The organism is Streptococcus parasanguinis (assembly GCF_001578955.1).
Taxonomy (GTDB): Bacteria; Bacillota; Bacilli; order Lactobacillales; family Streptococcaceae; genus Streptococcus; species Streptococcus parasanguinis_U.
Genome location: NZ_KQ969689.1, coordinates 185,067 through 188,255 on the forward strand (window position 1 = coordinate 185,067; position 3,189 = coordinate 188,255).

Below are 3,189 nucleotides of genomic sequence, written 5' to 3' on the forward strand. Positions count from 1 at the left end.
CCTTCAATACGATGACGTGATGCGGGAACAACGGGAAATTATCTACGCTGAACGCTATGATGTTATCACAGCTAACCGTGACTTGGCACCTGAAATCAAGGCCATGATCAAACGGACCATCAAACGGATTGTTGAAGGAGCCAGCCACTCAAGTAAGGAAGAACGCGTTGAAGCGATTCTGAACTTTGCCAAATACAATTTGGTTCCGGAAGATACGATTTCTGCAAGCGATATTGAAGGAAAATCTGACAAGGAAGTTATCGAATACTTGTATGCACGTGCAGAAGAAATCTATGCTAGCCAAGTAGCGAAATTGCGTGACGAAGAGTCTGTGCAAGAATTCCAAAAAGTCTTGATCCTTCGTGTGGTGGACAGCAAGTGGACAGACCATATCGATGCTTTGGATCAATTGCGAAATGCGGTTGGACTCCGTGGGTATGCGCAAAATAACCCAGTGGTAGAATACCAATCAGAAAGTTTCCGTATGTTTAACGATATGATCGGATCGATTGAATTTGATGTGACTCGTCTCATGATGAAAGCCCAAATTCACGAACAAGAACGTCCACGTACGGAACACAGTATTTCAACAACTGCGACTCGCAATATTGCAGCGCAACAACAAGATATTCCAGCAGATATTGACTTGTCACAAGTGAAACGTAACGATTTGTGCCCTTGTGGTTCAGGCAAGAAATTCAAAAACTGTCACGGACGTAAATTTTAAGAGCTCCTCTGAAATAGAAAGAGGATGGGTCTAGGTAGCATAAGGAGGCCGTATGGTATTCATTACGAAGAGCAATAAGATTGATGAGCAAGAGATCACTTCGCTTTACCGCTTGGAAGGTCCAGCCTTGGAGCGCAAAGAAGCGCGTGATCGAGAATTGGAAGCTATTATCAAAGGAGAAGACCAACGGATCCTTCTTGTGATCGGACCTTGCTCTTCTGATAATGAAGAAGCTGTGATGGAGTATGCCCGTCGTTTGGCAGACTTGCAAGAGCAAGTGAAAGATCAGATTTTCATTGTGATGCGGGTCTATACGGCTAAGCCTCGGACCAATGGGGATGGCTATAAAGGCTTGATGCACCAACCAGATACACATGCAGCACCAAGCTTTGTGGACGGTTTGAAAGCAGTCCGACATCTCCACTACCGTGTGATTACAGAAACTGGTTTGACAACTGCGGATGAGTTGCTTTATCCAGCAAGTCTTCCGTATGTTGAAGATTTGATTTCTTATCATGCCATTGGAGCGCGATCAGTTGAAGACCAGGAGCATCGCTTTGTATCTAGTGGGATCTCTGCTCCGACAGGCATGAAGAATCCAACATCTGGAAATCTGTCTGTCATGTTCAATGCGATTTATGCAGCCCAACATCCCCAAAACTTTTTGTTCAATGCCCAAGCAGTGGAAACATCAGGAAATCCTTTAGCCCATGCGATCCTTCGTGGGGGCTTGGATGCGAGTGGTAAGAATGTTCCAAACTACCATTATGAAGATTTGCTTGCGGCAGCAAAACGCTATAGCGAAATGGGCTTTCAACATCCCTTCATCCTGGTGGATACCAACCATGACAATTCTGGTAAACAATTCGAAGAGCAAGTACGCATCGTGAGAGAAACCATGATGAACCGTGCTTGGAACAAGGATTTGGCAACTTTAGTTCGTGGTTTCATGATTGAATCCTATCTAGAAGATGGCCGTCAAAATGAACCAGTGGTTTATGGTCAATCCATCACAGACCCTTGTCTGGGTTGGGAAAAAACACAGGCCTTGGTCAAAGAAATTGCAACGATGAATAAGTAAAAGGCAGGGGCGGAAGGAGTGATTCTTTAGCCCCTTCTCTTTTGTCAGTAAAACGATACTGAAACGATAAATAAGGATAAAACAAGATGATCAAAGGACATGGCATCGATATCGAATCGATCGCTGCGATTGAAAAAGCCTATCAGAAGAATACTCGATTCGCTGAAAAAGTCTTAACCGAGGCTGAGCGAGAGCGCTTTGAGGAATTGTCTGGAAAACGGAAAATGGAATATTTAACGGGCCGATGGTCCGCCAAAGAAGCCTTTTCGAAGGCAATGGGAACAGGGATTGGACCAGTTGGTTTTCAAGATTTAGAAATTTTAAATGATGCCCAAGGAGCTCCCTATTTTTCTAAGTCTCCTTTTTCTGGGAAGGTATGGATTTCGATCAGTCACAAGGGAGACCTAGTGTCGACCAGTGTCATTTTGGAGGAAGAAAATGAAAGCAAGTAAACATAGACCAACTGTTGCTAGAGTCGATTTGGATGCCATTGCCTTTAATGTGCAACAAGTCAGTGAGCATATTCCGAGTCAAGCCTTAAAATATGCAGTCGTCAAGGCCAACGCCTATGGTCATGGGGTCGTTGCGGTGACCAAAAAATTGGCGCCTCAGGTTGATGGCTTTTGTGTATCCAATATGGATGAAGCCCTCGAAATCCGTGAAGAAGGCTTGCAACACCCTATTTTGATTTTGGGAGTTGTGCCAAGTGAAACAGTGAATCTAGCCAAAGAGCATGACATCCGCTTAACGGTGGCGAGTCTTGCTTGGATGGATCAATTGCTTGGACAAGAAGCAGATCTTTCAGGATTGAAGGTCCATATCAAGGTGGATTCAGGAATGGGGCGGATTGGATTCCGAAGGATCGAAGAGATCAAAGAAGCTGAACGCCTTCTCTTAGCAGCTGGAGCTGAAATTGAAGGGATCTTTACTCATTTTGCGACAGCAGATGAGGCAGATGATCGAAAATTCCAAGCGCAATACCAGTTTTTCAAAGAAGTATTGGCTGCTCTTGAAACCCTTCCTCCCATTGTCCATGCTAGTAATTCAGCCACTTCTTTGTGGCATGCGGATACGATTTTCACGGCTGTGCGCTTGGGAGATGTCATGTATGGCTTGAATCCCAGCGGTTCTGTGCTAGATTTGCCTTATGAAATTAAACCAGCCTTGAGTTTGGTGAGTGAGTTAGTTCATGTGAAACAGTTAGAAGCTGGTCAAGATATTGGCTACGGAGCAACTTATACGACAGAAGAATCCCAATGGATTGGAACGCTTCCTATCGGCTATGCGGATGGTTGGATCCGAGAGATGCAAAACTTTCATGTGCTGATTAAGGGGGACTATTGTCCCATTGTTGGTCGCGTTTCGATGGACCAGATTACTG

General features: G+C 44.7%; 4 protein-coding genes. All 4 read left to right on the forward strand.

Annotated elements, in window-relative coordinates; all coding sequences use genetic code 11:
- The coding region (locus SPADD19_RS12220) for an SEC-C metal-binding domain-containing protein (protein ID WP_241496375.1) at positions 1-727 on the forward strand (727 nt) is incomplete at its 5' end.
- Between the two features lie 52 nt (positions 728-779).
- Complete coding sequence (locus SPADD19_RS00840) at positions 780-1,808, forward strand: 3-deoxy-7-phosphoheptulonate synthase (RefSeq protein WP_061454958.1); 1,029 nt, start codon at positions 780-782, stop codon at positions 1,806-1,808.
- 86 nt (positions 1,809-1,894) lie between these two features.
- The gene (gene acpS / locus SPADD19_RS00845) at positions 1,895-2,260 is read left to right on the forward strand and encodes a holo-ACP synthase (RefSeq protein ID WP_061454959.1); all 366 of its coding nucleotides are present in this window, start codon (positions 1,895-1,897) and stop codon (positions 2,258-2,260) included.
- The coding region (alr, locus tag SPADD19_RS00850) for an alanine racemase (protein ID WP_061454960.1) at positions 2,247-3,189 on the forward strand (943 nt) is incomplete at its 3' end. The genes acpS and alr, both read left to right, overlap by 14 nt.

Bases quoted from the DNA above. Each gene is read 5' to 3' on its own strand.
- SPADD19_RS00840 (WP_061454958.1), top strand. From the start codon at position 780: ATGGTATTCATTACGAAGAGCAATAAGATTGATGAGCAAGAGATCACT.
- acpS (WP_061454959.1), top strand. From the start codon at position 1,895: ATGATCAAAGGACATGGCATCGATATCGAATCGATCGCTGCGATTGAA.